Annotated in this window: 21 protein-coding genes and 1 pseudogene; 14 read left to right on the top strand and 8 right to left on the bottom strand. The window is 57.5% G+C overall.

Features of this window, described 5'->3' with window-relative positions; translation table 11 throughout:
* Positions 1 to 119 precede the first annotated feature (119 nt).
* Together DWX25_RS05615 and DWX25_RS05610 are read right to left on the bottom strand one after the other, a co-directional pair.
* Positions 120 to 1,925, bottom strand: a complete 1,806-nt coding sequence (locus DWX25_RS05615; protein ID WP_158557582.1) for a C69 family dipeptidase — start codon at positions 1,923 to 1,925, stop codon at positions 120 to 122.
* 409 nt (positions 1,926 to 2,334) lie between these two features.
* Entirely contained in the window at positions 2,335 to 3,252 is a 918-nt protein-coding gene (locus DWX25_RS05610) for a diacylglycerol kinase family protein (protein WP_117799048.1), read from the bottom strand.
* Positions 3,253 to 3,350: 98 nt separating this feature from the next.
* Here DWX25_RS05610 and rnd point away from each other — a divergent pair, with 98 nt between their 5' ends.
* From rnd to DWX25_RS05555, 11 genes are all read left to right on the top strand, one after another.
* Positions 3,351 to 4,484: a ribonuclease D gene (rnd, locus tag DWX25_RS05605; RefSeq protein ID WP_117799049.1), complete on the top strand. Its 1,134-nt coding sequence runs from the start codon at positions 3,351 to 3,353 to the stop codon at positions 4,482 to 4,484.
* Positions 4,485 to 4,548: 64 nt separating this feature from the next.
* Positions 4,549 to 5,253, top strand: a complete 705-nt coding sequence (locus DWX25_RS05600; protein WP_117763748.1) for a zinc metallopeptidase — start codon at positions 4,549 to 4,551, stop codon at positions 5,251 to 5,253.
* Between the two features lie 115 nt (positions 5,254 to 5,368).
* Positions 5,369 to 6,820, top strand: coding sequence for an exodeoxyribonuclease VII large subunit (gene xseA, locus DWX25_RS05595; RefSeq protein WP_369832061.1), 1,452 nt, complete (start codon positions 5,369 to 5,371; stop codon positions 6,818 to 6,820).
* A gap of 42 nt (positions 6,821 to 6,862) precedes the next feature.
* Positions 6,863 to 7,129, top strand: a complete 267-nt coding sequence (gene xseB / locus DWX25_RS05590; RefSeq protein ID WP_117799050.1) for an exodeoxyribonuclease VII small subunit — start codon at positions 6,863 to 6,865, stop codon at positions 7,127 to 7,129.
* Between the two features lie 155 nt (positions 7,130 to 7,284).
* Positions 7,285 to 7,620 carry a histidine triad nucleotide-binding protein gene (locus DWX25_RS05585; protein ID WP_117799051.1) on the top strand — a complete coding sequence of 112 codons (336 nt, stop codon included), beginning with the start codon at positions 7,285 to 7,287 and terminating at the stop codon, positions 7,618 to 7,620.
* Positions 7,621 to 7,815: 195 nt separating this feature from the next.
* Positions 7,816 to 8,754: a LysR family transcriptional regulator gene (locus DWX25_RS05580; protein ID WP_117799052.1), complete on the top strand. Its 939-nt coding sequence runs from the start codon at positions 7,816 to 7,818 to the stop codon at positions 8,752 to 8,754.
* 199 nt (positions 8,755 to 8,953) lie between these two features.
* Positions 8,954 to 10,324, top strand: a complete 1,371-nt coding sequence (locus DWX25_RS05575) for a radical SAM protein (RefSeq protein ID WP_117799053.1) — start codon at positions 8,954 to 8,956, stop codon at positions 10,322 to 10,324.
* Positions 10,324 to 11,610: a radical SAM protein gene (locus tag DWX25_RS05570; protein ID WP_117799054.1), complete on the top strand. Its 1,287-nt coding sequence runs from the start codon at positions 10,324 to 10,326 to the stop codon at positions 11,608 to 11,610. Before DWX25_RS05575 ends, DWX25_RS05570 begins: the two co-directional genes overlap by 1 nt.
* Before the next feature lies 1 nt (position 11,611).
* Entirely contained in the window at positions 11,612 to 12,805 is a 1,194-nt protein-coding gene (locus tag DWX25_RS05565; RefSeq protein ID WP_117799055.1) for an MFS transporter, read from the top strand.
* Between the two features lie 96 nt (positions 12,806 to 12,901).
* Positions 12,902 to 14,080: an acetate/propionate family kinase gene (locus DWX25_RS05560; RefSeq protein ID WP_117735248.1), complete on the top strand. Its 1,179-nt coding sequence runs from the start codon at positions 12,902 to 12,904 to the stop codon at positions 14,078 to 14,080.
* A 162-nt stretch (positions 14,081 to 14,242) separates the two neighbouring features.
* Complete coding sequence (locus tag DWX25_RS05555) at positions 14,243 to 15,421, top strand: acetate/propionate family kinase (protein WP_117799056.1); 1,179 nt, start codon at positions 14,243 to 14,245, stop codon at positions 15,419 to 15,421.
* Positions 15,422 to 15,768: 347 nt separating this feature from the next.
* On the opposite strand, the gene pta is transcribed toward DWX25_RS05555, so the two are convergent.
* A complete protein-coding gene (pta, locus tag DWX25_RS05550) occupies positions 15,769 to 16,749 on the bottom strand; it encodes a phosphate acetyltransferase (RefSeq protein WP_117735246.1) in 981 nt (326 codons plus the stop codon).
* A gap of 231 nt (positions 16,750 to 16,980) precedes the next feature.
* On the opposite strand from pta, the gene glf reads away from it, so the two are divergent.
* Together glf and DWX25_RS05540 are read left to right on the top strand one after the other, a co-directional pair.
* Entirely contained in the window at positions 16,981 to 18,183 is a 1,203-nt protein-coding gene (gene glf / locus DWX25_RS05545; RefSeq protein WP_117799057.1) for a UDP-galactopyranose mutase, read from the top strand.
* Positions 18,176 to 19,207, top strand: coding sequence for a glycosyltransferase family 2 protein (locus tag DWX25_RS05540; protein ID WP_117799058.1), 1,032 nt, complete (start codon positions 18,176 to 18,178; stop codon positions 19,205 to 19,207). Before glf ends, DWX25_RS05540 begins: the two co-directional genes overlap by 8 nt.
* A gap of 373 nt (positions 19,208 to 19,580) precedes the next feature.
* On the opposite strand, the gene DWX25_RS05535 is transcribed toward DWX25_RS05540, so the two are convergent.
* From DWX25_RS05535 to ppk1, 5 genes are all read right to left on the bottom strand, one after another.
* Positions 19,581 to 20,582: a P1 family peptidase gene (locus tag DWX25_RS05535; protein ID WP_117799059.1), complete on the bottom strand. Its 1,002-nt coding sequence runs from the start codon at positions 20,580 to 20,582 to the stop codon at positions 19,581 to 19,583.
* Positions 20,583 to 20,683: 101 nt separating this feature from the next.
* Positions 20,684 to 21,265, bottom strand: coding sequence for a nucleoside triphosphate pyrophosphatase (locus DWX25_RS05530; RefSeq protein WP_117799060.1), 582 nt, complete (start codon positions 21,263 to 21,265; stop codon positions 20,684 to 20,686).
* Entirely contained in the window at positions 21,262 to 21,804 is a 543-nt protein-coding gene (locus DWX25_RS05525; protein ID WP_117799061.1) for a DJ-1 family glyoxalase III, read from the bottom strand. Before DWX25_RS05525 ends, DWX25_RS05530 begins: the two co-directional genes overlap by 4 nt.
* Before the next feature lie 181 nt (positions 21,805 to 21,985).
* Positions 21,986 to 23,314 (bottom strand): 23S rRNA (uracil(1939)-C(5))-methyltransferase RlmD, encoded by a 1,329-nt coding sequence (rlmD, locus tag DWX25_RS05520; RefSeq protein ID WP_117799062.1) that lies wholly within the window; start codon positions 23,312 to 23,314, stop codon positions 21,986 to 21,988.
* An 86-nt stretch (positions 23,315 to 23,400) separates the two neighbouring features.
* The gene (ppk1, locus tag DWX25_RS05515; protein WP_233505232.1) at positions 23,401 to 25,854 is read right to left on the bottom strand and encodes a polyphosphate kinase 1; all 2,454 of its coding nucleotides are present in this window, start codon (positions 25,852 to 25,854) and stop codon (positions 23,401 to 23,403) included.
* Positions 25,855 to 26,409: 555 nt separating this feature from the next.
* On the opposite strand from ppk1, the pseudogene DWX25_RS05510 reads away from it, so the two are divergent.
* Positions 26,410 to 26,541: pseudogene (locus DWX25_RS05510) on the top strand (arginine deiminase); the annotation flags it as partial.

Here is a 26,541-nt window from a genome sequence, read left to right as displayed (position 1 = left end):
GTGTGCGGGGAAATCTTTTTTAAAAAGATTTCAGGCGGGTTTCCCGCCGGTCAAAAGAGCGGGCTGAGCGAACGAGGCTGCCATCGCTGCCTTGCCCGCTCAGCTAGGACATGAGGGCCTTAGGCCTTCTTGCGACGATAGATCACGTAGGCGCAGACACCGATGATGACGACGGCGCCAACTGCCATGGCAGCCATGTTGTTGCCCTCGGACTTCTCCTCGGTGGCCTCTTCCTCTTTGACCTCGGGCTCGGCTACATCCTCATCGGAGAGGGCCTCGTCGGCGTAGGTGATGGACTCGACCAGGCAGTCGTTGTCGGCATCGTAGTCACTCGGGACGAACTCCTCGGAGAAATCCTCCTCCTTGAGGTAGTCACGCATCTCCTCGAGCATAGCCTTGCACTTGAGGTAGGTGTTCTTGGTGGCAGCCTTGCCGGCCTTGTTGGCCAGGGCGGTGCGGGCCTCGGTGTCCTCGGTGGCCTGCATGGCATCGTCGACGGTCAGGTTCTGCTCGATGAGTTCCTTCTGCAGGGCGTCGAGATAGGCGCGGACGCCGGTGGCGCAGTGGTCGCGGTTCTCATAGGCGAGTGTGTTGATGTCCATGAGGACGTAGTTGATGGAGTTCTTGGGCTCCTCGTTGTTCACGACGTCTTCCTCTTCGCAGTGATCAAAGGAGACATCCTGATCGCTGAAGTAGGGGCTGATCTCGGTGAGCAGTGCGGAGTAGAAGGGGATGGCGACGGAGAATTCGGCGTTGGAGAGCATCTCCCACTGAATGGTCGCGATCTCGGGGTCCATGCCCTGACGGATCTGGAAGGTGTGGATCTCGGTGTTGCGGTTGGAACCAATGGCATAGGCGCCGTCGGTGTTGGCGTTGAGGCCGGCGACATTCTCGCCACGAGTAGCAAAGCTGCGGATCATCTCAAAGGTGTTCCAGTCGGACTTGCCGGGCTGGAAGAACAGCGGCTGCATCTCGTGGACCAGGGCGCCGGTCGTGGCGCGAGCATCTTCGCGCTCGTCCTTAACGATCTCGTAGTCGGTGCCCTCGGCAAGCGGAGCCATGAAGTAATCGCGGCCCTGGATATAGCGCGACCAAGAATGCATGGCCTGCTCGCTAATTTCCTCACCGTAGGTCTGGGCAACGTCGAACTGGCCGTCATCGAAGTACTTGGCAAAGCCCTTTTCTTCGGGCATGGTCTGAATGTCCTTGGAGTGGAGGCAGTTCTCGGTGTCGTCGAGGTTAACCTTGTAGTTAAGGTTGCCGATGTTGGGGTTGACCGAGGCGATGTCGTCGGTGAGCTTCATGGCAATCCACTGATGGCCAGAAAGTCCGGCGAACAGCCAGGTCTCGTTGTTGTCGGCGATGATGATCTGGTCGTTGGTGCAGATGCCCTGCTCGTCGACCAGACTTCCGAGGAGCTCGACGCCCTCGCGGGCCGTGGCGCTCTCGCCCAGGATGACGCTGGCGTAGTTGTATTCACCGATGCCGGTCTCCTCGGTGAGGGGGTCGGCCTCCTCGGCCTTCTCGTTGTAGGAGGTGCTCAGCGTGGCAGAGCAGGAGACGCCCTTCTCGTTGATGCCAGCCTCGGAATAAGCGTCATAGCGATCTTCCCACTGAGAGGGGTTGTCGCGAACGAAGGTGTAGCGATACGTGGGGCCCGTGGACTTGTACTCAAAGCCGGATTCGAGCGAGGTGTACTTGCTACCGTCCTTGTGCGCAGGCTCAATGCCAAAGTGCTTGATATAGCGTGTGCTAAAGTCCTCTGCGCGGCCGTAGTACGTGTTGCCGTCCGCCGTGAGTTTGCTGCCCATGTAGATCTGGGTGCAAGCGAGTGCCGAGGTCGGCATGGCCATAATGGCCGCAGCTCCGAATGCAAGGCCGCAGCCAAGCTTCTTGAGCGTGTTGACGGGATGAGTAAACCTCATGATCCCTCCCAACCGTTGAAACCCCGCGGAACCGTGCAGGATTTCAGCTAATAAATACATCTATTAGCCTATCGGAAGTCTAAAAAGTATTCACTATATTCGGTGAAATACTCGATGAGCGTCATAAAATATGCGATGAGCGGATAAGAATACTCATTTTGTAGCTTTAGTTAAATAAAGGCACCCTGCATTTACTGCAGTGGAATAAAGCGCCAGACAATACTCAAAAGAAAACTCCCCCGCTGTTTAGAATTTGCATAAACAACGGGGGAGACGATAATTGGATGAATATCATACCAATGTGGAATTACTTCTTCCGACGGTGGATCACGTTAATCGCATAGCCGACGAGCATGGCCAGAACAATGACGATAAAGCCGAGCAGGGGATTGTCGTTCATGGGGTCCTCCTATTTTCCGAGCGGGGAGAATTCGTCGACGATGATATCAAGGCATTGAGGCAGCGCGCGGGCACCAAAGACGCCCGAGTTGCTGGAGATGATCTCGCCATCGAACTGCATGCCCAGCGACGGCGTGCAGGTGATCTTGGCTTCTTTGGTCTGGATGATCTTGAACTGCGGACGGCCAAGCACCTTGCCGGCGGGGTCGAGCGCGGCGGTGATTACCGTGGGAAGCAGCTGTACCGTGCGTACGGGCTCGATGACCGCGATGTCGACCATGCCGTCGTTCATGCGGCAGTTGGGGAACAGGTTGATGTCGTTTTGGATGACAGACGTGTTGCCTGCCATGCAGCAGATGCCGTCGAGCTCCTCGACAATGCCGTCATGCTCAATGGTAAAGTGCGCCACCGTGGGGTTGGGTGTGGCGAGCGCCGACAGGAAGTAGGCGATCTCGCCGATGTCGTTTTTAGTGGGGGCGGCCTTCATCATAATCTCAGCGTCAAAGCCCGAGCCGGCGATGATGATAAAGCCATGGCGCTTTTCGTTGCCGTTCTCGTCGAGCCAAAAGAGCTCGCCCATGTCGACTTTGACCGTGCGGCCGGCGCGGCATGCCTTGGCGAGCGCCGCTGCCTCGGGGGCATTGCCGATGTTGTTAAAGAATAGGCAGGCCGTGCCGGAGGGGAAAACGAGCGTGGGAACGCCGCAGCCGCGCATCTGGTCGAGCACGTTGGAGACGGTGCCGTCGCCGCCCGAGACGACCACGCGGTCGAACTCGCGAACGTCTGCCACGGCGTCCTCGGGCTCCATGCCATCGCCGATAAAGCGCATCACGACCTCGTCGCCGCCCTGTGCAAGGGCGTGCGTGAATGCGTAGATTTCATCTGAGCTGGGGCCCGATGCCGGGTTGTGGATGATAAGGCAGCGCATACTTACGTTCCCGTTCTGTGACTAACCGAGTATAGTTGTAGGGCAATGCCGATATCCTACCCGTGTTTTTCGGGCCTAACCTTATTCGATGGGTTGATATGTACATTTCCACACATCAGGCTCTGCTCGACTTTTGCCAGCGCGCCCGCAAGTTCGACGCGATCGCCGTCGACACCGAGTTTTTGCGCGAGCGCACGTTTCATCCGCGCCTGTGCCTGGTCCAGATTGCCACCCCTGCCGAGAGCGTCGCGGTCGATCCTCTGGTGATCGACGATCTATCGCCGCTGGCAGAGCTTATGGCCGACGAGAGCGTGACCAAGGTGTTTCACGCCTGCTCGCAGGATATGGAGGTTATGCTCCATACCGTGGGCGTGCTGCCGCGTCCCATTTTTGACACGCAGGTGGCCGCCGCCTTTTTGGGCGAGCGCCAGCAGATTTCCTACGGCGCGCTCGTGCAGACGTTTTGCGGTGTCTCATTGCCCAAGACCGAGTCACTGACCGATTGGTCGCGCCGCCCGCTGACCGACAAACAGATCGAGTACGCGATCGATGACGTCAAGTATCTGATCGTCGCCTTTACCGAGATGATGAGTCGCCTGCGCGAGCTGGGCCGGGTGGACTGGGTGCTCGACGAGTTGCGTCCGCTGGCCGACGAGTCGCATTATCGCGCCGATCGTCACGAGGCATTCCGCAAGGTCAAGCGCATCAACTCCTGCAGCCGCCATCAGCTGGGCATTGCGCGCGAGCTTGCCGCTTGGCGCGAGGATCGCGCCGAGCGCCGCAACATCCCGCGCAAATGGGTCATGTCCGACGACACGTTGCTGGCCCTGGTTAAACGCAATCCCGTGCGCGTTGAGGAGTTCCGCAGCATCCGCGGCACCGACCAGCTGGGGGAGCGCGATGTGGACGGCGCGCTCATGGCCATCAAGCGCGGCGCGAGCTGCCCGCACGATCGCCTGCCGCTCATGGTGCGCGGGCATCGCCAGATTTCGCCGGAGTTGGAGAGCGTGACCGACCTTATGTATGCGCTTATTCGCTTGGTCTCCGAGCGCTCGGGCGTGGCGACCTCGGTCATTGCCTCGCGCGATGACCTTGCCGACTACATCGAGCATCCCGAGCAGAGCCCCCTGCGCGAAGGTTGGCGTTTTGAGCTCGTGGGCTCGCGCCTGGACGATCTACTCTCGGGCAACATGGGACTCACCGTGAAGGACGGCAAAATCGAGCTCCTGTAGGGAAGCCTAGCCGCTTGAGTGGGTAGAATGCCTCCAACGTGTAACTCGATTCGGAGGAATTCGCATGCCTTATTACTATGGATACGGCTTTGGCATCGACCCGCTGTACCTGCTGGTTGTTCTTGTCTGCACAGTGCTTGGCCTTGCCGCGCAGAGCTATATCAACTCGACGTACAAGACGTGGTCTAAGGTGCGCTCGGATGGCGATACGGGCGCCACGGTCGCTCGTCGCATGCTCGATGCCAACGGTTGTAGCGCCGTGGGCATAAAGGGCGTTGCCGGCGAGCTTACCGATCATTACAACCCGCAGGATAACAACCTGTATCTCTCGGATGCCAACCGTTCGGGCGGGTCGGTCGCAAGCGTTGCCGTCGCCTGCCACGAGGCGGGCCATGCCGCCCAGCGTCAAAGTGGTTATGCCATGATGAAGGTACGCACCGCTTTGGTCCCCGTCGTCAACTTTACCCAGAACACCTGGACGATCGTGCTGCTCATGGGCCTGTTCATGAACATCGCGGGGCTCACGACCCTCGCGCTGGTCTTCTTCTCGTTTAGCGTGCTGTTCCAGCTGGTTACGCTGCCGGTCGAGATCGATGCCAGTCGCCGTGCCGTGACGTATATCGAGCAGTCGGGCATGAGTTCCAAGCAGGTCAACGGTGCCAAGAAGGTGCTGACGGCAGCCGCGCTCACCTACGTGGCGGCGGCGCTCACCTCGATTATTCAGCTGCTCTACCTTATGGCTCGCTACAACAGAAACTCCAACCGATAACAAATTGGGTCGCTGGGCGCCGTGGGGATTTGTGTCCCCGCGGCGCTGTACTATGTGTTGGATTTGAATTTGCGCAGGGCCGAAGCCCTTGTGCACGATAACGGAAGGAGGCTGCGTGGCAGGCTGGAATCTAACCGGCAATGCCGTTTCCGCCGAGTTCGACGGTTCGGACGATCAGGAGCGCAAGGAGCTCAGCGTGAGCCAGGCGGTGGAGATCGCCGCCGGCGCGCTCGATGCCATTCCGCAGCTGAGCGTTTTAGGCGAGGTCACGGGTTTCCGTGGTCCCAACGCCCGAAGCGGCCACTGCTACTTTCAGATCAAGGACGACTCGGCGGCCGTCGACTGTATCATCTGGAAGGGCGCCTACCTTAAGCGCACTTTCGACTTGCGCGACGGCATGCAGGTAAGCTTTAAGGGCAGCTTCAATCTCTACAAACCTACGGGTCGCATGAGCTTCGTCGCCCGCTCGTTTTCGCTGGCGGGGGAGGGTCTGCTGCGTCAACAAGTGGCGCAGCTGGCCGAAAGGCTACGCCGCGAGGGCCTGATGGACGAGACGCGCAAGCGTCGCATCCCGGTGTTTTGCTCGCGCGTGGCGGTCGTCACCTCGCTTTCGGGCGCCGTAATCGATGACGTCAAGCGTACGCTGCGCCGTCGCAACCCGCTTGTCGAGCTTGTCTGCGTGGGCGCAAAGGTCCAGGGCGAGGGTGCGCCGGCAGAGCTTATTGAAGGCTTGCGCCGCGCCGCTGCCATTACGCCGGCGCCCGATTGCATTTTGCTCGTGCGTGGCGGCGGTTCCTTCGAGGACCTCATGACCTTTAACGATGAGGAGCTCGCCCGCGCGGTGGCGGCTTGCCCCGTGCCCGTGGTGACTGGTATTGGGCATGAGCCCGATACCTCGATCTGCGACATGGTGAGTGACCGTCGCGCCTCCACACCCACGGCGGCGGCCGAATCGGTGGCGCCGGCTATGACGGAGTTGGCCGACGTGCTCGAGGCGCGCCATCAGCGTCTGGGCGCCGCGATGGCTTCGATGATCGGGTCGGATCAGGTCGATCTGGAAATGCTCGACCAACGCGGCCGTCGTGCCTGGGACACCTATACGGCTCGTCTGGGCGACGCGCTCGATGCAGCCGCGTGCCGCCCGTGTCTTAACGATCCAACGTTTATGGTTGAGCGTCGCGAGTCCGAGCTTGCCCTGACGGCCGATCGTCTGTCTGGCGCCATAACGCGTTCGGCTGGGACCTTCCGCTCCAACTTCGAGCGTCTGCCCGAGCGCTTGATCGCAAGCACCTCAGGGCTCGATGGCAAGCGCCATGCACTCACGCTTGCGAGTTCCCGCCTAGAGCATCAAGGGCGCACGATGCTCAGCAAGCCAGCGTCCGACCTAGGCCGAGCTGCCGCGTCGCTCGATGCTCTGTCGCCGCTCAAGGTGCTTGCCCGCGGTTACTCCATCGCGTACAGCGATGATGGGGTGGCTACGAGTGCCAAGACCTTTAAGCCGGGCGACGCCATTCGCGTGCGCATGGCAGACGGCAACGTGGCGGCAACGGTCGATACGGTCGAGTAAGCCGCGTTTCATAGCGATAAACCTTTAGGAAAGGAAACAGATATGGCAGAGAAGACCCCGGTCGAGCAGCTTACGTACAAGCAGGCCTCGCAAGAGCTAGAGCTCATTATCCGCAGCCTTGAGTCGGGCGATATGGAGCTCGAGGAGTCGCTCGAGAGCTATACCCGCGGCGTCGAGCTCCTCAAGAGCCTGCGCACTCGCCTGGCCGATGCCGAGCAGAAGGTCTCGGTGCTCCTTAAGGACGTTGACGGCAACGACGCGCTCGCCGACGGCGAAGCCGCCAACACCGACGACAACCTCTCGTTCTAGCCAACTTACAGCCTGCTTTGGGGTAGTCTTTTTGGGACGGGGCTTTTTTGACTACCCTTGCGCGACGGCTCGTCGAGCGTTTGCGTTTGCGAAAAAGTAGTCAAAAAAGCCCCGTCCCAAAAAGACTACTTTGGTCTGTGAGAAAGGAACCAACCATGTGTGATTGCATCTTCTGCAAAATTGCCAACCACGAGATCCCCTCGACCGTTGTCTATGAGGACGACCAGGTCATCGCGTTCGACGACCTCAACCCCCAGGCGCCGGTCCACACGCTCGTGATCCCCAAGAAGCATTACAGCGATATCGCCGACAACGTGCCTGCCGAGACCATGGGCGCCATGGCTCACGCCATCCAGGAGGTCGCCAAGGCCAAGGGTCTGGAGGACGGTTTCCGCGTCATCTCCAACAAGGGCGTCAACGCCGGCCAGACCGTCATGCACTTCCACATGCACGTCCTCGGCGGCAAAAACCTGGGCGAGAACCTGCTCTGAAAACGGCTCACACGACGTTTTCGTCGCCGGTTGAGACCATCTTTTCTCTGCTAATGCTAACCCGGAGATGCCTGTTCAAGTGGGTGTCTCCGGGCTCGTTATTTGTTGCGAACCGGTGACAATTCGAATTCACATGAGTAGCCAGGTCGCGGCCGATCTACGCTAACGCCTTGAAATCGAGTTAAGGATTGTTTGATGAATTTGTCGCAATTGGAGTACCTCGATGCCGTTGTAAGGCTGGGCGGTGTTCGCCGAGCAGCTTCTGCGCTTCATGTAACGCCGCAAGCCGTCTCGGTCGCAATTAAAAAACTTGAATCCGAACTGGGCGTTAAGCTGATTGATCGCGCAGGGCGTGAGACCGCCCCCACTTCAGAGGGAAGAGAATTCGCTCTCCGTGCTCAGGACGTTTTGAACCAGATTGATGGGCTCAAGCATTTTGCCAGCCAAGATCTTCGAGGCGTTTCTCCTGATGGCCACTTTCGACTTTACGTTCCTTGTCTGCACGGTAGGGGCGAACTGTTTTCTGACGATTGCTACGATAGGTTTGTAGAGGAGCATCCTGAGATCCACCTAGACGTCTGGCATCAGCCGAGTGCGGCATGCTTTGAATCATTGATGATGGGCATTTCGGATGCCGCCGTTTCGTTTGAAGAACCTCGCGACGATAGTTTGCATTACAAAAATCTCGGAGAGAAGAGCCTTAAGGTACTTGCCTACTCCGACCATCCCTCTTTATCCCGCTCGATTCGAATCGAAGACCTCTTTGACGGCAGGGTTGCCGTTCCCATTAACTTGGGACCTTGTTTGACTGCCCTTTCAAAGTGTCCGGAAACTCAACTTCATGATTTGAAATTCCGTGACGTGGAGTATTCGAACCTCGAGCAATGCCGTTTTCTAAGTTCAGGAGGAAGAATACTCGCGTTTTCTGGCTCCCAGATCTGTGCAGAAAACTCATCAATCTTGGAACTCGACATTAGCGCTTCTAAAGAGTGCTACCTTCCGGTCTATTTCTGTTATAGAAAAAACGAATGGACGGAAAGGCATCGTACTGTGTTTTGGCATCTTATGAAAACTCTATGCGATATTAGATATGTGCAGGTTAAAATTTTTTGTCGGTCTCTTCCTTCTAATTGACGGTTTTCGGGTTATTTTCCATTCAAGCGATCGCCATGTTCTGATGACAGGATAGAAAGGATTGCGAATGACTCCCCTTAACAAAACAAACACCGACGTAAGCTCTGAACGCGTTGTCTGTATGTACAACGCTTGCAAAGCTTAGCCTTGACGCGAGGGGCGGCTCATTTCTGGGCCGCCTTTTTTTGAAGGGGATTAAATGCCATTAATTAAACTGAATGAACTCGAACTCATTAGCTTGGACGAGAATAATTCCGTTCTTATCAATTTGATGAATGGAAACGCCGACATTGTGAATGCGGCTGTTGCGCTTGCTATTCGTTCAGGCTGTTTTGATGGGCTTGATATTGATACGCTCGATTTACTGATCGAGCGCGGCTATGTCTTTGACTCTGAGCATGCACGTGACAAATTTGTTGAACGAATCGATAAACGGTTGGCTTGGGAGTCGACTAGGGAAATACCAAATTTCATTGTCGTCCCAACCTATTCATGCAACCTTGATTGCTACTACTGTTTTGAAAGGGCGAGTATTTCGCGTGGCATTCGCCTTAATAAAGAAATTGAATTAGATGTCGAGCGTTTTTTCTCGTTTGTGGCCAAAGTCCTTTCTGAGTTTGAGAATGGCTATGGGGATTTTGATATGTCGAAAGTGCTGGTAACAATTACGGGCGGAGAACCTCTACAAGATTTTACGTTTCGGACAATTGAAAAGCTTCTCATAGGCTGCAGAAATAGGGGCTTTAGGGTTTCGTTCGTTACGAACGCGCTTGCTGTTCCAGAGTATTTGCATCTACTCTCTGATTACGTCTCCGTTATTGATGATATGCAAATAACGTTAGATGGCGCCCAAAGGGAGCATGATTCAATTAGGGTGGCCATTGACGGTAAACCGACCTTCAATCGAATCGTCCACTCAATTGAGCTGCTAAGCTGTCTTGATCTTAACTTGCAGGTAAGAATCAACGTGACGCGGCGAAATGTAGGCACGTTGACTGAAATTGGACCTCTCATTCAAAAGTTTGATCGAGTTCTATTCTATGTTTACCTTATGCAGCAAGAGGGACGTTGTCAGAGTGAGAACGTCCTTGATGAGCTTGAAGGAATTAAAGCCCTAGACAGGCTAAAGGATGAAAACGGCGACCTCGATAACCTTCTTGTTGAGTATCACGGGAGAAAGTTGATCGAATCAATATTTAGTGGCAAGAAGTTTCATCCAAAAATTAAAACTTGCACTGCTATGTGTAATCAATTCATATACGACCAATTTGGCTATGTATATAAATGCTGGTGGGCCATGGGCAATCGGTCTCGAGCCGTGGGTTTCGATGACGATAACGGAATTGCATGGAATAAGAAGCTGCTGTCTTACTACCGGGATCGCTCCGTGCTTAAAATGGATGCCTGCCGAGTTTGCCGTTATAGATATGTTTGTGGCGGCGGATGCACTGGGAGGCTTACCCTATATGACATGAGGAAAGGCTCTGTATCATGCCCGGATTTTCATTCGATTTTGGACTATGAAGTGCATCGGCACTGCGCCTCTCGTAGCGATGAGGGGTGTTGCTGATGCTTGCGCAAGCGGACTTTACGACGGTTGTCGAATTTAGCAGGGTGTCGGTGTTGGCTAATTATCTGTTGGGCACCCTAGATGCTATTGATGCCGATTATATTGACGAGGATCATTCGATTTCTGTAGAGACTCTCGATAAGGCCGAATCGGCCTATCTTCAAAAACGGGGGCACCTGCAAGTCCGGGACCATGAACAGCGTGAGTTAATATGTCGTCTCTGGAGTTCCTATCTGCAAAAGCACGAAACTACTTGCTATGTCTATCTACAATTAACCCATGAATGCAACTTGCGTTGCTCCTATTGCTTTCAAGCTTCAAATGGGTACCAGCATCGGACTATGGCGCCGGGCACCCTTCATAATATTGAATCGTGCTTAAAGAGATTGCTTAAGACATCGTGCGATCCTGCTCGGATTGTTATCGTTTTATATGGCGGAGAGCCATTACTGCCTAAAAATATGAATCTGGTTTTAGAGGCTTTAGACATATGCAAAAGACATGGCTTTCGACTTCGGGTAATCACTAATGGGACTCAACTGCCTCATTATCTAGAAATTCTGAAGCGAAGTATTGGAGTGTTGGACGGTGTTACCGTTACGCTGGACGGCGCTCGCTTTTCACATGATAAAGTTCGAAGGACGCTTGATGGGGAGGGGACATATGATCGGGTTGTCTCTTCTAGTAAAGCTGCTATGCGAAATGGGATTGACGTAACGGTTCGCCTAAATGTATCCCAAGATAATATCGATATGCTGAGACATTCCAATTGGAGGTACTCTGACTTTAAGTACGAGATTCATCGTGTTGAATATCCTCTATACGAAAAGGCCGTTTCTTTCTGGCAATTGCTAGAACTATGCTTGAATGGCTATATATCTTTGACAGAGCTTGCCGTGAATCAAGTCGGCTATTTTTACCAGATATTTGAAGAAGATCAAGCGCATTATCCTCTATTCGGTGACTGTCTATCTGGGTCGGTGCTTCTGTTTTCTCCAGAGGGGGCTGTCTATGATTGTAACGAAGCCGGTACCAATTCGGTTCCATTGGGTATGGTTGAGGATGATTCCTGTTCATATTTTGAAAGTGTTGAAAGATACCTTAGCGGCCGAGCCTTTCAGATGGAAATCCCCTGTTCAGAGTGCCCTGCCTCTCCTGTTTGCGGAGGCGCCTGTCGCGTGAGGCGCGGGGATTCCTCTTCTTATAAGAAATGCCCGTATTACTCTGATATTTCCGATATGCTAAAAAGATATATCTCCTGGAAAACTGGGCTTCAGGGGGTTTAAAATGCTTAAAAGGGTCATACTGCCCTACATGCTGTTCGTGTTCCTGTCGAACTTCAGCACGATCCTCTATTTCTTGACCGTCTATCTTGAGCACGAGGGTTTCTCGCTCACGACTATCTCAGCAATGCTGCTTGCCTACCAGATCGGCAAGTTCGTCTCAGAGGTGCCTACTGGGTATATTGCTGACCGCTATGGCCGAAAAGCGAGCGGGCTGCTGGGTGTTGCTGGTCTAATTGCATACTACCTTGCGCTGCTCTTTGTGCAATCGCCGACTGTGCTTCTGATCGCCTTTGCCGTCAAAGGCATTTCTCTTGCCTGCATCAGTGGCTCTATTGAAGCCATCTACATTGACAGTGTCCCCCAAGAAGCTTTGGTTTCCCTAAACGTTATTGAGCGATTCGTTTTCTATGCCTCCTATGCGATTTCAGCGTTCCTTGGCGGCATGATTTCGGCTGCGCAGGCTTATCGGGTTGGTCTTTCGTGCGATATCGTAGCTATGGTTTTAACGCTCGCTGTCGTTGCCCTGATTCACGAACCTCGCGACGGCTCAAAGACGATGGCGCGGGATGACCATGTGACCGTTGGGCAAATAACTCAAGCGATTTTGTACAACCCCTGCCTAATTGAGGCGTATGTCATGGACGTTTCGCAGGCGTTTGCCTTCGTTTCACTCGAGGATTTTTTCACGCTGATGTTAAACGAGAGGGGGATGAACTCCGTTGCCGCAGGCGCGACGGTTGCGGTCCAACTCTTATGCTCTGCTGGTCTCGGGCTGGCCATTCCATCGCTGCTTAAGAGAATCGATCAACGACGCTTCGCTCGTTTAACGGGCTGCACGAGGTATTTGCTGACTGCGCTCTTTCTGCTGCCATTTATGCCGCGCTCGCTTCTACCTCTGTTGTATATTCTGCAGACTGTTGCGTACGTTTTCTTTGCCCCGATTAAATATTCCATTTTCCAGAGCAATGCACCTGCGCAGTTTCGCTGTTCTCTCATTTCGGTTCAGAGCTTGATGGTTTCGGTTGGAGCGATCTTGTTCTATGCGTTCAACGCGCTGTTTGTTTCGTCTATTGGGGTCTCTTCATCCATATTAGTGGCGCTTCTTCTGTCTGCGCTCCTTTATATTCCGGCGCTTTTCAAGCTTACGAAAGACCGCGGTGGTTCCCGTTCGAAGAATGTGTCTCTCAGGGCTTGATATATCAGCTCCCGCTTAGGACGAACGTACGTTTAGGGGTATTATTGAAGCGTATGTAACCTGGCGGCGCCACACCGCCTGTTAGTAGGGAGACACATGAACGTTCTGGTCGTAAACGCAGGATCTTCGACCCTTAAGTATCAGGTCATCGATACCAAGTCCCACAAGGTGTCCGCAAAGGGCTCCTGCGAGCGCGTCTGCTTTACCGGCGGCACCTTCACCCATGCTGCCAACGGCTCCAAGAAGGTGACCGAGAACATCGAGTTCCCCGACCACAAGGTCGCCATCGAGGTCGTCCTCAAGGACCTCGAGGCCAACGGCGTCAAGATTGAGGGCATCGGCCACCGCATCGTTCAGGGCGGTTGGTACTTTGGCGATTCCTCCCTCGTCGACGAGGACGTTCTCGCCAAGATCCGCGAGGTTGCCCCGCTCGCCCCGCTGCACAACAACCCCGAGGCCAACGTTATCGAGTACTGCCTGGAGCAGTATCCCGACCTGCCCAACGTCACGGTTTACGACACCGCTTTCCACTTCAACATGCCCGAGGTCGCCCGCACCTACGCCCTGCCCAAGGACGTCTGCGACAAGCTGCACATCCGCAAGTATGGCGCTCACGGCACCAGCTACCGTTACATCTCCAAGAAGGTCGCCGAGATGACCAACGGCGAGGCCCGCAAGGTCGTCGTGTGCCACATTGGATCCGGCGCTTCTCTGTGCGCCATCGAGGACGGCAAGTGCATGGACACCACCATGGGCTTGACGCCGCTCGACGGCGTCATGATGGGTACCCGATGCGGTTCCATCGACCCGGCTACCGTGTGCTACCTGCAGCGCGAGGGTGGCTACACTTTTGACGAGGTCGACGAGATGATGAACAAGAAGTCCGGCCTCATGGCCGTGACTGGCGGCAAGACCAACGACTGCCGTAACGTCGAGGAGCTCGCCGCCGCTGGCGACCCCGAGGCTCAGCTCGCCTTCGATATGTTCGTCTACAAGATTGCCGCCAAGGCCGCCGAGATGGCCACCTCCATGTGTGGCATGGACACCCTGGTCTTTACTGCTGGCATCGGTGAGCACGCTCCGGCCGTTCGCGCCGGCGTGGCCGATCGTCTGGCTTTTATGGGCGTCAAGATGGATCATGCCCGCAATGCCCTGCGCGGCGACGGCGCTTGGTGCCTGTCCGCCAAGGATTCTAAGGTCAAGATTTTTGTCATCCCCACGGACGAGGAGTTCATGATCGCTTCCGACGTCGAGCGCATCGTCAACGCCAAGTAATTGCAAGAGGGGAGGGGCTGGACAGCAACATGCCGTTTGGCCCCTCTTTTGCGCTCGTTGGGCGATATGCATGATAGCTATTTATCAAGCTGTGATAACTTCTTATTAACATACGGCCGCCTTAAGGGGCATGCCGACCGTATTGCACTGCAAAGGAGTCTCATGAACGTACTTGTTGTTAACGCCGGCAGCTCAAGCCTTAAATATCAGCTCTTGGATACCGATACCCGCGAGGTTTTCGCCAAGGGCAACTGCGAGCGTATCGGCTCGGACATGGGCATCTTTGGTCACGCCGAGAACGGTGGCGCCAAGCAGACCGAAGAAGTTCCCTTCCCCGATCATCGCTCGGCCATTGCGCGCGTACTCGAGGAGCTTGAGAAGACCGACTTTACGATCGATGGCATCGGCCACCGTATCGTTCAGGGTGGCTGGCATTTCGATGATTCCGCGGTCGTCGACGATGAGGTCATGGCTAAGATCCTTGAGGTGGCCCCGCTCGCCCCGCTGCACAATTACGGCGAGGCCGCGGCAATCGAATATTGCCGCGAGAAGTATCCGGAGCTGCCCAATGTGGCCGTCTTCGACACCTCGTTCCACATGACCATGCCCGAGGTCGCCTACACCTACGCCCTGCCCAAGGACGTGTGCGACAAGTACCACGTGCGCAAATATGGCGCGCACGGTACGAGCCACCGTTACGAGTGGATGATGGCCAAGGAGATCCTGGGTGCGCGCTGCCACCGTCTGCTTTCGTGCCATCTGGGCAACGGCGCCTCGATTGCCGCCATCGAGGACGGTGTGTGCCGCGATACCACGATGGGCCTCACGCCGCTTGACGGTCTGATGATGGGCACCCGTTGTGGTTCTATCGACCCGGCCACCGTGTGCTACCTCCAGCGCGAGGGCGGCTACACCTACCAGGAAGTCGATGACATGATGAACAAGCAGTCCGGTCTGCTTGCCATCTCGGGCATCTCCAACGACGCCCGCGACATCCGTACGCGCGCCTCCGAGGGTGACGAGCGCTGCCTGCTCGCCTTCGATATGTTCGCCTATAAGGCCATGCAGCAGGCCGGTTCCATGATCGCCTCCATGGCGGGCGTGGACACCATTACCTTTACCGCCGGCATCGGTGAGAATGACTGGTCGATCCGCAAGGCCTTCTGCGACTGCTTTGAGTGGCTGGGCGTGCGTATCGACAACAACAAGAACCGCGAGGCCGTGGGCAACGGCCCGCAGGTCATCAGCGCCGCCGGCTCTTCCGTCACGGTCATGGTCATCCCCACCGACGAGGAATACATGATCGCCCACGACGTCGAGCGCCTGACCAAGAACAACTAGCGCATTCGTTTGTAATTGAAAAAAGGCCTCCAGAGCAACAGCTTCGGAGGCCTTTTTGCTAGCAGGCGGAAATTCCAGTCCCAAAGTGATCATCACCAGCAACGCCTGCGCTCCCAACAGCGGCACCCGACCATTCAGATCCTCAGCTCCAGCTCGTAGCCAAGCCGCCGTCCATTCCAGATTCCCTGAATATCACGTAGCGGCAGGGACCCCACAGGGTAAAGCTCTGAAAACATCCCGCAGGACGGAGGAAGCCCCCGCCGCACGTAGTGCGCAGCGGGGGCTTCCGACATGTCCGAGGACGTTTTCAGAGCTTTACCCTGTGGGGTCCCGAGGGGATACGTCCGCTACTCAGCCATCTGAGCCTGGACGGCGGTGATGGCCACGACACCCACGATGTCGTCGGCAGAGCAGCCGCGCGAAAGGTCGTTAACCGGCTTGGCAATGCCCTGCAGGATAGGGCCGTAAGCGTCGGCGCCGGCGAAGCGCTGGACCAGCTTGTAGCCGATGTTGCCGGCCTCGAGGTCGGGGAACACAAGCACGTTGGCCTTGCCGGCAACGGAGGAGCCGGGAGCCTTGAGCTGGGCGACGGTGGGAACGATGGCGGCGTCAAGCTGAAGGTCGCCATCGATGGCGAGCTCGGGGGCCTTCTCCTTGCAGAACTTCACGGCCTCTTGGACCTTCTTGGCGACCTCGCCGCCGGCGGAGCCCATGGTGGAGTAGGAGAGCATGGCCACGTGCGGCTCGACGCTGCTCATAAAAGTGGACCAGGAGTGAGCGGAGGCGATGGCGATCTCGGAGAGCTCGTCGGAGGACGGGTTGATGTTGAGGCCGCAGTCGGCGAAGATCAGCGTACCGTCGGTGCCGAACTGCGGGGTGTCGGTGCACATCACGAAGAAGGCCGAGACCAGCTTGGTGCCCGGGGCGGTCTTGAGGATCTGCAGCGCGGGGCGCAGGGTGTCGGCGGTGGAGTGGCAGGCGCCGGAGACCAGGCCGTCGGCGTCGCCCATCTTGACCATCATGGTGCCAAAGTAGGTGGCGTCCATCACCTGGGCGCGAGCCTGCTCGATGGTGACACCCTTCTTGGCACGGAGCTCGGCAAACTTCTGCGCGTACTCCTCGTGCTTCTCGGCATTGCGCGGATCGATGACGGTGGCGCCGGGAACGTTGATCTCGTCGGGGTTGCCCAGGATGACGATCTTTGCCAGGCCCTCCTCGATGATCTTGGTGGCCGCGACGATGGTGCGCGGATCCTCGCCCTCGGGCAGGACGATCGTCTTAAGGTCGGCCTTGGCGGCAGACTTCATACGGTTAAGGAAATCGCTCATGTTACTCCTTACAAGCGTTTCACTAAGCTCCAGGCGCCCGGCTGTTCACGAATAAACCCGCTGCTAGCGGGTTTACCTTTCAAATTTGTACGCCGCGGTGCTTGAGCTTTCCTTGTGTGGCAAGCTCATTATAGGACGCATTAGCGCTATAATCGCTCTGATAAATATGTCTCGAAGAATGTTCGAGAAAAGCCCAGCTAACGAGCCCGTGGCTTTTGACAAGGAGTATCGATGCAGATTACCTCAGGCCTGCCTGAAGGCTTTAACGCCGGCGCGTACGACATGATTGTCGTCGGTGCTGGATATGCCGGTGCCGTTTGCGCCCGCCGTCTTGCCGAGACCATCGGCTATCGTGTTGCCGTTTTGGAGCGCCGTAGCCACATTGCGGGCAATGCCTATGACTGCACTGACGAGGCCGGAATCCTGATCCACGAGTACGGTCCGCATATCTATCACACCTTTAACGAGCGCGTGCACAATTTCCTGGCGCGCTTTACCAAGTGGACGGATTATCAGCACAAGGTGCTCGCCAACATCAACGGCACCCTTATGCCCGTGCCCTTCAACCATGCGAGTCTCAAACTCGCCTTTGGTGACGAGCGCGGCGAGGAGCTGTATCAGAAGCTCGTGGAGACCTTTGGCAAGGATGTCAAGGTGCCCATTATGGAGCTGCGTAAGAAGAACGACCCCGACTTGGCCGAGGTCGCTGATTACATCTACGAGAACGTCTTTTTGCATTACACCATGAAGCAGTGGGGCCAGACGCCCGATCAGATCGACCCCTCGATCACCGGCCGCGTCCCCGTCTTTGTGGGCGATGACGATCGCTACTTCCCGCAGGCTCCTTTCCAGGGCATGCCGCAGGACGGCTATACCGCGCTGTTCGAGCACATGCTCGACCACGATCTGATTGATGTGTTCTGCGACGTGGACGCCCGCGACCTCTTCGAGATCGACGAGACCACCGTCAAGATCGACGGCAAGGTCTACGGCGGCGAGATCGTCTACACCGGTCCACTCGACGAGCTGTTCAACCTCGACCTGGGCGCGCTGCCGTACCGCACGCTCGATATGAAGTTCGAGACGCTCGATATGGATCAGTTCCAGCCCGTGGGCACCGTCAACTACACCACGAGCGAGGACTTCACGCGTATCACCGAGTTCAAGAACATGACTGGCCAGGTCCTGCCCGGCAAGACCACCATCATGAAGGAGTACTCCAAGGCCTATACGCCCGGCTCGGGCGAGACGCCCTATTACGCCATTCTGGAGTCCGAGAACCGCGAGCTCTACGAGCGCTATCTTGAGCGCGTCCAGAACCTGACGAACTTCCACCCGGTGGGTCGCTTGGCCGAGTATCGTTACTACGATATGGATGCCGTGACCAACTCCGCCCTTGATCTTTCGGATGAGATTATCGCCTGCCATGCATAAAGTCATAACATTCGGTATTCCCTCGTATAACGCCGCCAAGGACATGGACCATTGCATCACCTCCATTCTGGAGGGGAGCAATTATGCCACCGACATCGAGATTATCATCGTCGATGACGGTTCCAAGGACGAGACGGCCGCTAAGGCCGACGAGTGGGAGACGCGTTACCCCGGCATTATCCGCGCGGTGCATCAGGGGAATGGCGGCCACGGTATCGCCGTCCTTTCGGGCCTGCGCGAGGCACAGGGCACCTATTACAAGGTTGTCGACTCGGACGACTGGCTCGACGGCGCAGCCCTTTCGACCATGCTTTCGATCCTGCGCGGCTTTGAGGAGCGCGACCAGCGCGTGGATCTGTTTATCTCGAACTACGTGTACGAGAAGGTTTACGAGGGCACGCATACCGCTATCGGTTACAAGTTTGCCCTGCCGCGCAAAAAGATCTTTACCTGGGACCAGATCGGTCATTTCCGCCTGGACCAGAACCTACTCATGCACAGCCTGTGCTATCGCACGGATGTACTGCGCGAGTCCAACCTTCCCATGCCGCCGCACACGTTCTATGTGGACAACATCTACGCCTACGTGCCGCTGCCGCGTTGCAAGACTATCTATTACGCCGACATCGACCTCTACCGCTACTTTATCGGTCGCGAGGGCCAGAGCGTCAACGAGGCGACGATGGTTAAACGCCTGGACCAGCAGTTCCGCGTTACGCGCATCATGATGGAATCGTTCCACCTGTACAGCGATGTCGAGTCGTCGCGCCTGCGCTCGTACATGATGGGCTATTTCACCATGATGATGGCGATTTGCTCGGTGCTTACCAAGCTTTCCGATGAGGATTGTGCCGATGAGCGTCTGAAGACGCTGTGGGGCGATTTGAAGTCCTACGACGAGCGCATGTATCGTCGTGCGCGCTACGGCGTGGTCGGCTTCTTTACCAACCTGCGCGGACGGGCCGGGGACAAAACCACACTCGGCCTATACCGTCTTGCCTCAAAGATCTTCAAATTCAACTAACTGCCGAGTAATCGCTTCTGTTAGGTTGACTGGGCCCCTTGGCCTTTAGTTTGCTACTGCGGACAGTCCTGCTCGCACGGAAAGCACATTAAGTGCTTTCCGGCTCGTGCGGAACTTGTATCAAACTAAAGGCCAAGGGACCTCTGCTATAAGTATCGATTTTCAGATGATTTGAATTTGAAGATCTTCGACGCGCGGTACACAGGGGCCTGGGCTGAAAGGGATCTGGTTGAGTAGGTTGCCCGGTGGGGCTTGGTTATGTTTGTCGCGAGTTCCGCACGAGCCGAAGAGCACTTAATGTGCTCTTCGTGCGAGCCAGGACTGTAGAGCAGCAAACATAACCAAGCCCCACCGGGCAACCGGACGAGTTGGTTTACTTTGCGGCGCCGGGGATGCCGTGGGAGGTTTTGGCGGTTTTGGCTCCGTTTACGATGGCGGTTTCCAGCGCCCTTACGGCGAGCATGCCCAGCAGGTCTAGGGGAATGGCGGCGCTTGCCTGGGCGCCCAGTTTGCCACTGGCGAGGGTGTAGATGGTGTCGCCGTCGTTGGTGGTATGCGTGGGGCGAATGGCGTGCGCGTAGGCGTCTGCTGCCATCTGGGAGACCTTGGTGGCCTGGGCCTTGGTGAGCTCCACGTTGGTGACGATGCAGCTGATAGTGGTGTTGGTGCGGTCGAGCGGCATCTGCATAGAGCCGGCGGCGGCAAAGGCGGCGAGCTCCATGTCGACAATCTGGTCGCTATCGGCTGCGGCGCGCATGCCGGCGACCCACTTGCCGGTGAAGGGGTCGACCACGTTGCCGCAGGCGTTGACCGAGACCACGGCGCCCACCTTGACGGGGCCGAGTGCCACAGCGGCAGCACCAAGGCCGGCCTTCATGCAGGTGGCGGGCCCCATGAGCTTTCCGACGGTGGCACCCGTGCCGGCACCCACATTGCCCTGCTTGAGCGTGGCGGGGGTGTGGTCGAGCGCCTCGCGCACGGCGGCGATGCCGGCCTCGATGTCGGGGCGTACGGTGGGGTCGCCAAAGGCGAGGTCGAAGATGCAGCTGGAGCACACGATGGGCACCTGCGTGGGGCCGACGGGAAGGCCGATGCCGCGGCTCTCGAGCTCGCGGGCGACGCCGCTTGCGGCCTCCAGACCAAAGGCCGATCCACCCGAAAGGCAGACGGCGTGGACCTTGTCCACGGTGTTCTCGGGACGCAGCAGGTCGGTCTCGCGCGATGCCGGGGCACCGCCGCGAACGTCAGCGCCGCCGGTGGCGCCCTCGGGTGCCACGATTACAGTGCAGCCGGTGCCGGCCTCCTCGTCCGTATAGTTGCCAAAGCAAAAGCCATCGACATCGCAAACGTCAATGGCCTCAAGCAGTGTGTCCATGTTTTACTCCTATCGGTTTTCCGCCGGGCCTTATGCCCGGTCGGGATCCGTACGGTACGCCAAAATTGTAGGCGCCGGGGGATACCCAGCGCCAGATACAATTACGATAGTTTTTGAATCGCACGCGCGACGCGAGCGATGGGCAGGCCCACCACGTTGTAAAAGTCACCCGAAATATCGTGCACGAGCATACGCCCGCCGACGCCTTGGATGCCGTAGGCGCCTGCCTTGTCCATGGGCTCGCCCGAGGCGACATAGCGCTCAATCTGCTCGTCGGTGAGCTCATAGAACGTCACGTCGGTCACATCGACAAACGACAGGCTCTCGGTGGCGTGTGGGGCGGTGGTGTCTCCGGCTCTAACGATGCAGACGCCGGTTGCGACCTGGTGCGTGCGCCCCGAGAGCTCGTGGAGCATGGTGCGGGCTTCGTCCTCGTTTGCCGGCTTGCCTAAGATCTTGCCATCGAAGGTGACGATGGTGTCGGCCGCGATGGTCAGCTCATTGGGCTCGGCGTGTTCGGCGGCAACGGCAGCGGCCTTAGCGCGTGCCAGGCGCTCGACAAGTGTGAACGGGGCCTCGCCATCAAAAGGCGTTTCATCAATATCTGCGGGAATCACGCGAACGTCATAGCCCGCTTCGCGTATGAGCTCAATGCGGCGCGGTGATTGCGAAGCCAAAATCATAGTTGAATGCCCTCGGCAACCTTCTCGACGGCCTTGTCGCCGGCGAGCGTACGCAGCAGCTCAAGCGCAAAGGGGAGCGACTGGGCCATGCCGCTGGCGGTGATGATGTTGCCGTCGTGCGTGATCTTGTCGCCGGTATAGGCGCCCTCGGGGAAGCTCTTCTCAAATCCGGGGAAGCACGTGGCGCGGCGTCCCTCGAGCAGGTCGAGCTCGCCCAGGATAAACGGGGCGGCGCAGATGGCGCCAACATGCTTGGTCGCGGCGAACTCGCAGACCACGTCGCAGACGCGCTGATCGGCGCGCAGGTTGGTGGCACCGGGCAGGCCGCCGGGCAGCACGACGCAGTCGTACTCGTCAAAATTGATCTCATCAAAGAGCGCATCGCAGGTCACGGGGATCTGCAGCGAGCTTACGACCTCACGCGTGGGCATGATCGAGACGAGCGTGGCACGCACGCCGCCGCGACGCATGACATCGACCATGGTCAGGCATTCAATAGTTTCAAAGCCATCGGCGGCGAGAACGGCAACGCTGGGCATGAGGGTTCCTTTCATAGGGCGGCATACAATTAGCCGTCTTATACCCCGAAGACTCATGCTTGCCATGCCCCATTCCCAAATGATTTTTCTGGGACGGGGATTTAATAATCATTCGGTACACAATGATCATTAAATCCCCGTCCCAGAAAAATCATTTGGGCGGTGGGTTCGAGCAGTTGGGTTAGTTGCGCTTGAGGTGGACGACGGTTTCGCAGTGGAAGGTTTGCGGGAACAGGTCGACTGGCCTGATCTTTACGGGGGAGAAGGTGCCTTCTTCGACAAAGCGTTTGAGATCGCGCGCCAGGGTGGCCGGGTCGCAGCTCACGTAGGCGACATCGCGAGCACTCGTGCTGGCGATAAGGTCGATCGCCTCGGGGGCGAGGCCTGCACGCGGCGGGTCGACCACCAGGACATCGGCGTCCTGATCGGGGAACTCGCGCACCGCGTCGCCGCCGATGACATCGACGTTATCGAGTTTGTTGATCTCCAGGTTACGGCGCAGGTCGCGCACGGCCGGGCCGTAGGCCTCGACGGCGGCAACAAAGTCGCAGCGGCGGGCGAGCGGCAGGGTGAAGGTTCCAGCTCCGCAATACAGGTCCACGGCAAGTTCGTCTTCCTGCGGGTCGAGCGCCTCCATGACAAGCTCGATCAAAATCTCGGCACCCTTGGTGTTGACCTGGAAAAACGACGGGGCCGAAAGGCGCATCTGGCCGTCGGCGATGTTCTCGGTCCAGGAGCCCTCACCGGCGAGCATCTCAACCTTGGAGACGCGGCGGGCCTTCTTCTCACCCTTGCTCATAACGCGCACTATGCTCGTGGGGTGTGCGGCGTCTGCCAGCACGCGCGAGACTTGCGAGCGCGGGAACGAGCCCGTGGGCGTCCAGAGCGCGACCTCGAGCGCTTTGGTGCGACGCGAGGCGCGAATGCCCACGCGCTCCAAGCCCAGGTCGTGGCTGCCGCTCAGATAGTTAAGCGCGCCGACGACCGATTTGAGCGCCTTGGGAAAACGCTTATCGAACAGCGGGCACGAATCGACGGTCACGATCTTGCTGGGATCGACGCCGTGCATGCCAAGACGAACGCGGCCGTTAACGACGGTCGGTTCGAGCTCAATTTTATTGCGGTAGCCCCAATCGTCCTTGGTGTGGCGGATGGGCTGCACCAGCTCGTCGACTTGCTCAGGGGTGAACTTGCCGATGCGCTCGAGCGTGGAGCGCAGGTTTTGCTCCTTGGCGGCAAGCTGAGCGGTGCGCGAGAGATTGCCCCACGAGCAGCCACCGCAGGCGCCCACGAAGGGGCAGGGAGGCTGAATTCGATCGGGGCTCGGCTCAAGAATCTCGGTGGCGCGGGCGCGCATAAACGACTTGCCGTCCTGCACGATTTTGACCTCGACGGTATCGCCCGCCACGGCGCCCTGCACAAATACGGCCTTGCCGTTGTCGGCGTGCGCCAGACCATCGGCGCCATACGTCATCGATTCTATGGTGAGCTTCATATTCCTGCCTGTCATTCGCGTTGTTGTCCGCAACCATGGTAGCAGGGAAAAGCGCCCCGTACCTGAGGCATTCCTCAAATACGGGGCGCTTCTACAAACGTCTATTTCGTCTTGCCGGTAATGAGCGTCTTAAGGCCTAAGCCGATCAGGCCCAGACCCATACGCACGCGGCCGGGGCGATGGCGCTCGATGGCCTTGGTCTGGCCGGCGGGTTTCTCGCGGTGGGCGCTTGCATGGGGCGCGGACTTGACGGTCTGCGGCCGAGGCTGGGGCTGGGGCTGGGGCGCAGGCTCGGGTTCGGATTCCAGGTCGGGTTCAATGACGGTTGCCTGGACCTTCTGGACCTTGGGAACGTCCGCCTGGGGCTTGGGCTTGGGGCCCAGAACAGGTGCGGATTCCGGTTTTGCTTTGGCGACGGGCTCCGAAGCCACGGCTGCGGACTCGGCGTTGCGATAAGCGCGCTCCAACAGGAACTCCTGCGAGTTAAAGGGCTTCTCACCCTCTTTTCGCTCTACGGGAACCCAGGTGCCGTCGCTCGTCAGGCTGCGTGCCTTCACGTTGTCGCGCAGCTGCATGCCCATGTACTCGTGCACCAGGGCGCGGCAGGTGGGGTCGAGCACGGGGAAGGCGATCTCCACGCGGTGCTCGGTGTTGCGCGTCATCATGTCGGCCGAGCTCAGGTAGATCATGTCCGAGTCCACGCCGAAGGCATAGACGCGCGCGTGCTCCAAGAAGCGTCCGACGATAGAACGTACGTGCACGTTTTCGGTCTTGCCCGCAATGTTGGGCTTCAGGCACGAGATGCCGCGGATGATCATGTCCACGCGCACACCGGCACACGATGCCTCAGCGATCTTGTCGATGACCTCGCGGTCAGTCAGCGAGTTAAGCTTAAAGAATACGCGCGCGGGCTCGCCGGCGAGAGCGCGTTGGATCTCGCGGTCCAGACCGCGCATGATGAGTGGCTTAAGGCCGACGGGCGCCACGCCCAAAAAGCGGTAGTCGCCGCGCAGGTTGCCCAGCGACAGGTTGCGGAAGAACAAGTTGGCGTCTTCGCCGATGCCGGGGTGGGCGGTCATGAGCATAAAGTCGCTGTAGAGCTTGGCCGTCTTCTCGTTAAAGTTACCGGTGCCCAAAAGCGTGAGTCGGGTGAGCGCCATGCCCTCGCGATAGGTGAGCTGGCAGATCTTTGAGTGGCATTTAAAGCCCTCGGAGCCATAGATGACGGTGCAGCCCGCTTCTTCCAGACGCTCTGCCCACTCGATGTTATTTTGCTCGTCAAAGCGCGCGCGGAGCTCCATGAGCACCGTGACCTCTTTGCCGTTCTCGGCGGCGTCAATCAACGACTCGCACAGACGACTCTGCTTGGCCACGCGGTAGAGCGTGATGCGCAGCGAGATGCACTCGGGGTCGTATGCGGCCTCGTGTACCAGGTCCAGGAACGGATTCATGGCCTCGTAGGGGTAAAAGAGCAACTTGTCGCCCTGCAGCACCTGCTCGCGAATGGAGCGGGACATGTCGATGGTGGGGTTGGGCTGCGGCTTAAACGGCGTAAAGAGGAGCTCGTTGCGCAGGTGCTCGGGAATTTTGCCCTCGATGCCAAAGACGTAGTCCAGGTCGAGCGGGATATCGCAGGTAAAAACCGAGCGGCGCGAAAGCTCGAGCGCTTTGCGGATGGTCTTGAGCGTCGCCTTCTCGAGCGAACCGGAGACGGCAAGCACCACCGGCTGCAGGCGCAAGCGCTTTTTGAGGATGCGCTTCATGTGCTGGCGGTAATCCTCTTCCTCCTCGACGCCCTCGCCGTCCGGGTCGATATCGGCATTGCGGGTGACGCGGATCAGAGCGCGGTCGAGCGGCTTATAGGAGCCAAAGCAGCTGTCCAAGCAGGCAAGAATGACGTCCTCGAGCAAGATGTAGGAGTAGGTGCCGGCGGGCGAGGGAATCTCGACCACGCGGTTCATCGAGGCGGGAATCTCGATGAGGCCCAGCAGACTTTCCTCGTCCGTGACACCGTCCAGTCCGCAAGCTAGATAGAGTGCGCCGTTGCGCAGGTTGGGGAAGGGGTGGCGCGGGTCAATGACCAACGGCGAGATGACCGGCGACACGTAGGCCTGGAAGTAGCGGGTGACAAAGGTGCGCTCCTCGGGCGTAAGCGAATCGACGCGAGCGCGGTGAACGCCCAGGGCGTCGAGTTTGCCCTCGATGCTCTTGAAGATGGACTCCCAACGGGTAAGGAGCCCGGGCATTTCGGCCATGACGGCATCGACCTGTTCGGAGGCGGTCATATTGCTCTTGTTATCGACAGGCTGTTTTTTTAGCTCTGCCAGGTCGGACAGGCCGCCCACGCGCACCATGAGAAACTCATCGAGGTTGGACTCGAAGATCGACACGAACTTTAGACGCTCGAACAAAGGAACGGTCTCGTCGAATGCCTCGTCAAGCACGCGGTTATCAAAGCGTAGCCAGCTGAGCTCTCGGTTCTGCGTATACGAGAAGTCGCGCGGCGGTTTGCGCAGCTTTGCGGCGGCTTGCTTCTTTTCGATTTTGCTCGGCATATGCATCTGTCCGTTCAGTCCCTACAGGGGACGGTAGCCTAACACTGTTCTCTATTGTCTCAATTTAGTCGACCTATGGCACGGGCGTATCGCGCGAACGGTATCTTTACCTACTTCTAACGCTGACGAGCCGAAGCACTTACGTCCGGTGCCTTGAGTAAGCGATCTATATCCTCACTCAACTGGTGAGAATGTATGAATAAGAATGATAGCAAGCTGAATATAATCGAATGTAGGTCGAATCGAGGACAAGCGTCATATATATGCAGAAAACTGTTTTCTCTATGCAATTTTGAATCATGGATAACTTTGAGTGTGGAATCTTGATTTCTTAGAAAAATAACGTTTACCTAGGAAAATCTGCTTTACGAAACTGAAGTGCATCATGGGAAATCATATGCGATATACCGTTCATCGTACTTTGCTGACCGTTCGGGGGCGAGGTGGAATTGCGGGTGGAAATTGGATATAACTAGAGCTGTCAGCAAGCAGCGTCCCATATGGAGGGGCGCTGATACATTCGGCCAGTAAGGCCCGAAAGAAAGGTAGGAGGCCATGACGAAAGGTCTGCACGTGCCTTCCGAGATCGGCAAGCTCAGGAAGGTCTGCCTGCACCGTCCCGGCGACGAGCTCCTCAACCTGCCGCCCGACGAGCTCGAGCGACTCCTGTTCGACGACGTCCCGTTC

Origin of the sequence: Collinsella sp. AF18-8LB (assembly GCF_003459795.1) — a bacterium.
Classification (GTDB): Bacteria; Actinomycetota; Coriobacteriia; order Coriobacteriales; family Coriobacteriaceae; genus Collinsella.
This window is presented reverse-complemented; position numbering and strand designations above follow the sequence as displayed.